The organism is Amaricoccus sp. (genome assembly GCF_036846665.1).
Classification (GTDB): Bacteria; Pseudomonadota; Alphaproteobacteria; order Rhodobacterales; family Rhodobacteraceae; genus Amaricoccus.
The window spans coordinates 1-4,914 of the sequence record NZ_DAIUBO010000258.1 but is presented as its reverse complement, the minus strand read 5'-3'; the positions used below and the strand labels follow the sequence as shown (position 1 = coordinate 4,914).

Annotated in this window: 4 protein-coding genes and 1 pseudogene; 4 read left to right on the top strand and 1 reads right to left on the bottom strand. The window is 71.1% G+C overall.

Features of this window, described 5'->3' with window-relative positions; all coding sequences use genetic code 11:
• Positions 1-1,929 (top strand): peptidylprolyl isomerase (locus V7050_RS18070; RefSeq protein ID WP_324410961.1); only part of this gene is annotated, 1,929 nt, incomplete at its 5' end.
• Between the two features lie 10 nt (positions 1,930-1,939).
• Positions 1,940-3,457, top strand: coding sequence for an anthranilate synthase component I (gene trpE / locus V7050_RS18065; protein ID WP_324367470.1), 1,518 nt, complete (start codon positions 1,940-1,942; stop codon positions 3,455-3,457).
• Positions 3,458-3,484: 27 nt separating this feature from the next.
• On the opposite strand, the gene V7050_RS18060 is transcribed toward trpE, so the two are convergent.
• On the bottom strand, positions 3,485-3,856 hold the full coding sequence (locus tag V7050_RS18060; protein ID WP_324367468.1) for a hypothetical protein: 372 nt from the start codon (positions 3,854-3,856) through the stop codon (positions 3,485-3,487).
• Positions 3,857-3,975: 119 nt separating this feature from the next.
• On the opposite strand from V7050_RS18060, the gene V7050_RS18055 reads away from it, so the two are divergent.
• The gene (locus V7050_RS18055) at positions 3,976-4,557 is read left to right on the top strand and encodes an anthranilate synthase component II (RefSeq protein ID WP_324367466.1); all 582 of its coding nucleotides are present in this window, start codon (positions 3,976-3,978) and stop codon (positions 4,555-4,557) included.
• Positions 4,554-4,914: pseudogene (locus V7050_RS18050) on the top strand (anthranilate phosphoribosyltransferase); the annotation flags it as partial. The gene V7050_RS18055 and the pseudogene V7050_RS18050, both read left to right, overlap by 4 nt.

Genomic DNA, 4,914 nt, shown 5'->3' with positions numbered 1-4,914 from the left:
CCCCCCCGCGGCCAGTGCAAACCGCCGCCCCCGCCGCTCCTTCCGGGACCCCCGCCCGCCATGCTCAACGCCTTCCGCAACAAGCGCTCGAACATCCTCGTCTGGGTGCTGATGGCCATGCTGATCGTCGGCCTCGCGGGCTTCGGCATCGGCGTCAGCGGCGGCCTCGGCAACCAGGACGTGGCCCAGGTCGGCGACCGCTCCGTCACCGCCGAGCAATACGGCCGCGCGCTGGACCAGGAACTGCGCTCGATCTCCTCGCAGCTCGGCCGCGCCCTTCCCATGAGCGAGGCGCGGCAATACGGCATCGACCGCATGGTGCTCGGCCGCCTCGTCAACGACGCCACCCTCGATGCGGAGGCGTCGCGGCTCGGGCTCTCGATGGGCGACGAGACCGTGCGCGAGCAGGTGGTGGCCGCCCCGGCCTTCCGCGGCCCGGACGGCACGTTCGACCGCGACACCTATGCCTTCGTGCTCGAGCGCACCGGGCTCTCGCCGGCGGAATTCGAGGAGCAGGTGCGGCGCGAATCCGCGCGCAGCCTCCTCGGCGCCGGCATCCAGTCCGCCACCACCATGCCCGATACCGCCGCCCTGACCGTGCTCGACTTCCTCGGCGAGAAGCGCAGCTTCGACTGGATCCGGCTCGACCCGAGCCTCCTGACCGAGCCGGTGCCGGCCCCGACCGAGGCCGATCTCGTGGCCGAGCACGCGGCGCATCCCGACCGCTACACCCGCCCCGAGACCCGCCGCATCACCTATGCGAGCGTCACCCCCGAGAGCCTCGCCGCCGGCATCGAGATCCCCGAGGACGAGCTGCGCGCGGCCTATGAGACCGACATCGCCCATTTCAGCACCCCCGAACGCCGCATCCTCGACCGCATCGGCTTCGCCACGGAAGACGATGCGGCGGAAGCGAAATCCCGGATCGACGCCGGGGAGGCGGACTTCGATTCCATCGCGGCCGAGCGCGGCCTCGCCGCCGGGGAGATCGACCAGGGCACGCTCGCGGCCGCGGATCTCGGCTCCGGCGCGCGCGACGCGGTCTTCGGCCTCGACGGCCCCGGCATCGTCGGCCCGGTCCAGACGCCGCTCGGCCCCTCGCTCTACCGCGTCAACGCCATCCTCGGGGCGAGCACCGTCCCCTTCGAGGAGGCACGGGCGGAGATCGCCGCCAAGCGCGCCCTCGAGGAGGCGCACAACGCCATCCTCGACGAGGCGACCGGCATCTCCGACCTCATCGCCGGCGGCGCGAAGCTCGAGGAGATCGCCGCCGAGACCGACATGGAGCTCGGAACGATCGAGCTCAACGCGGAAACCACCGGCGGCCTGGCCGACGACCCGGCGTTCCTCGAGCTCGCCCAGGCCGCCCGCCCGGGCGAGGAAACCGACCTCGCCGAACTCGCCGACGGCGGGCTGGTCACGCTGCGCGTCGAGGCCATCGACCCCGCGGCGGTCATCCCGCTGGAGGAGATCCGCGACCGCGTTGCCGCGGACTGGACCGCCGCCCGCACCGCCGAGGCGCTCGCGGCACTCGCCGAAACCTACCGGCAGGAACTCGACCAGGGCCTCGACTTCCCGACCCTCGCCGAGCGGCTCGGACAAGCCGTTTCGACGGGGGGACCGCTCACCCGCGGCGAGACCGTCGAGGGCCTGCCCCCCGAACTGGTCGCCGACATCTTCGCCACCGATCCCGGCGCGACCGTGACGCGCACCGACGGCACCGATGTCATCCTCGCGCGCTCGACCGCGATCGAGGCCTTCGACCCGCAGGCCGAGGGCAACGGCACCATCGCCGAGGACCTCAAGGCCCAGTTCCGGACCCAGGCCGCGGACGATCTGCTGGCGCTCTACACCGAGGCCCTGCGCCGCGAGCGCGGCGTCACCGTGAACCAGAACCTGATCGACGCCACGCTGACGCGTTTCCCGTGACCGTGGCGGCATGAAGCTCTTTCCCGAGATCGGCGACTTCACCGAGCGCTTCGCCGCCGGCGAGAACCAGGTGGTCTGGACACGGCTCGTCGCCGATCTCGACACGCCCGTGTCGCTGATGCTCAAGCTCACCGAGGCGCGCAAGGACAGCTTCATGCTCGAAAGCGTGACCGGCGGCGAGGTGCGCGGGCGCTATTCCTTCATGGGCATGAAGCCCGACCTCATCTGGGAATGCCACGGGCAAAGCGCCCGCCTCAACCGCTCGGCGCGCTTCGACGCCGACGGCTGGCAGGACGAGCCGACCGGGCCGCTGGAGAGCCTGCGCGCGCTGATCGCCGAGAGCCGGATCGCGCTTCCGCCCGAGCTGCCGCCCATGGCCGCGGGGCTCTTCGGCTATCTCGGCTACGACATGATCCGGCTGGTCGAGCATCTGCCCCAGGTCAATCCCGACCCGCTCGGCCTGCCGGACGCGATCCTCCTGCGCCCCTCGGTGGTGCTGGTGGTCGACGGGGTCAAGGGCGAGGTGACGGTGGTCAGCCCGGCCTGGGCCAATTCCGGGCTCAACCCGCGCGCCGCCTATGCCCAGGCCGCGGAGCGCGTCATGGACGCGGTGCGCGACCTCGACCGGAGCCCGAGCAGCGCCTCGCGCGACCTCGGCAGCAACGGCGCGCCCGCCGAGCCGGTCTCCAACACCTCCCATGCCGCCTATCTCGCCATGGTCGAGAAGGCCAGGGACTACATCCGCGCGGGCGACATCTTCCAGGTGGTGCCCTCGCAGCGCTGGGCGCTGCCCTTCGAGCTGCCGCCCTTCGCCCTCTATCGCGCGCTGCGGCGGACGAATCCCTCGCCCTACATGTTCTTCTTCAACTTCGGCGGCTTCCAGGTCGTGGGGGCGAGCCCGGAGATCCTCGTGCGCGTCAAGGGCGAGACGGTCACCATCCGCCCCATCGCCGGCACCCGCCCGCGCGGCGCCACGCCGGCCGAGGACGCCGCCCTGGAGGCGGAACTCCTCGCCGACCCCAAGGAGCGCGCCGAGCACCTCATGCTGCTCGACCTGGGGCGCAACGACGTCGGCCGGGTGGCGCGGATCGGCAGCGTCGACCCCAACGAGCAGTTCATCATCGAACGCTACAGCCATGTGATGCACATCGTCTCGAACGTCGACGGGCTGCTGGCCGAAGGCGAGGATCCGCTCTCCGCCCTGCTCGCGGGCCTCCCCGCCGGCACCGTGTCGGGCGCGCCCAAGGTCCGCGCCATGCAGATCATCGACGAGCTCGAGGTCGAGAAGCGCGGCGTCTACGGCGGCGGCGTCGGCTATTTCGCCGCCCAGGGCGACATGGACATCTGCATCGCGCTGCGGACCGGCGTGGTGAAGGACGGAACGCTCTACATCCAGGCGGGCGGCGGCGTCGTCTACGACAGCGTGCCCGAGGCGGAATTCACCGAGACCGTCAACAAGTCGCGGGCGCTGCTGCAGGCGGCGCGGGACGCAGCGCTTTTCGTCACCCATCGCGACGGGACGAACTGAACCCTGCCCGACCGTCCGGGCCGGGCGTCAGTCGGCCCTCGGCGTCGCCAGCGAGGGCGACCCGGCCGCGCCGCCATCGAAGAAATCCGGTGCCGCGACCGGCGCGAGCCCCTGGAGGCCGGGCGGGGTTTCCACCTGCGGCCTTCCGGCAATCAGCGGCGCATCGGCGCGGGGAACGAGGAGCCAGTCGTCGCGGGCCTCGAGCTCGGGGATGGCCTCGCCGGCGGGCGCTTCGGGCGCGGCGGGCGCGATCTCGATGCCGGGCGTCAGCACCGGCTGCAGGAAGATCGTGGGCGGAAAGGCGACCGTCAGCCCGATGGCCGCGGCAGCCGCGAGCAGCAGCCCCGTCGCCACTCCGCGCCAGTAGCCCTTGGTGCGGCGGCGCGCCACTCGGGTCAATTCCTGTCCTCCCGTCGCGACGATGGCCCAGCTTCCGCTTGACCCCATCTGATCGACCGGGCCATGTATACGCCCGGCCGCTCCTGCACCAGTCCCAAAGCCATTGGAAAGACCCCGGAATGTTGCTGTTAATCGACAACTACGACAGCTTCACTTACAATTTGGTTCACTATCTCGGTGAGCTGGGGGCGGAGGTTTCGGTTTTTCGGAACGATGCGATCGACGTGCAGGCCGCGATGGCGCTCCATCCGTCGTCGATCCTGCTGTCTCCGGGTCCCTGCGATCCCGATCAGGCGGGGATCTGCCTCGCGCTGGTCGCCGCCGCCGCCGAGACCGCGACCCCGCTCATCGGCGTCTGCCTCGGCCACCAGGCGATCGGACAGGCCTTCGGCGGCTGCGTGGTGCGGGCGGGCACGATCATGCACGGCAAGATCGACGCCATCCACCATTCCGGCGCCGGGGTGCTCGCGGGCCTGCCCTCGCCCTTCTCCGCGACGCGCTACCACAGCCTCGTCGTCGAGCGGGACTCCCTGCCCGACAGCCTCGAGGTCACGGCCGAATCCGCGGATGGCACGATCATGGGGCTGCGGCACAGGACCCTGCCGATCCACGGCGTGCAGTTCCACCCCGAATCCATCGCCTCCGAGCACGGCCATGCATTGCTCCGGAACTTCCTCGACATGACCCGCGTGCCGGCATGAGCGATCCCCTGAAGGCACTCATCGCCAAGGCCGTCGACCGGCCGCTGACCCGCGAGCAGGCCGAAGTCGCCTTCACCGCGATCATGGAGGGCGATGCCACGCCGGCCCAGATCGGCGGTTTCCTGATGACGCTCAGGACCCGCGGCGAGAGCGTGTCGGAATATGCCGGCGCCGCGACCGTGATGCGGGCGAAATGCCTCCGCGTGAAGGCGCCCTCCGGGGCGATGGACATCGTCGGGACCGGCGGCGACGGCAAGGGAACGCTCAACATCTCGACCGCGACCGCCTTCGTGGTCGCCGGAGCGGGCGTGCCGGGGGCCAAGCACGGCAACCGCAACCTCTCCTCGAAATCCGGGG

Bases quoted from the DNA above. Each gene is read 5' to 3' on its own strand.
- trpE (WP_324367470.1), top strand. From the start codon at position 1,940: ATGAAGCTCTTTCCCGAGATCGGCGACTTCACCGAGCGCTTCGCCGCC.
- V7050_RS18055 (WP_324367466.1), top strand. From the start codon at position 3,976: ATGTTGCTGTTAATCGACAACTACGACAGCTTCACTTACAATTTGGTT.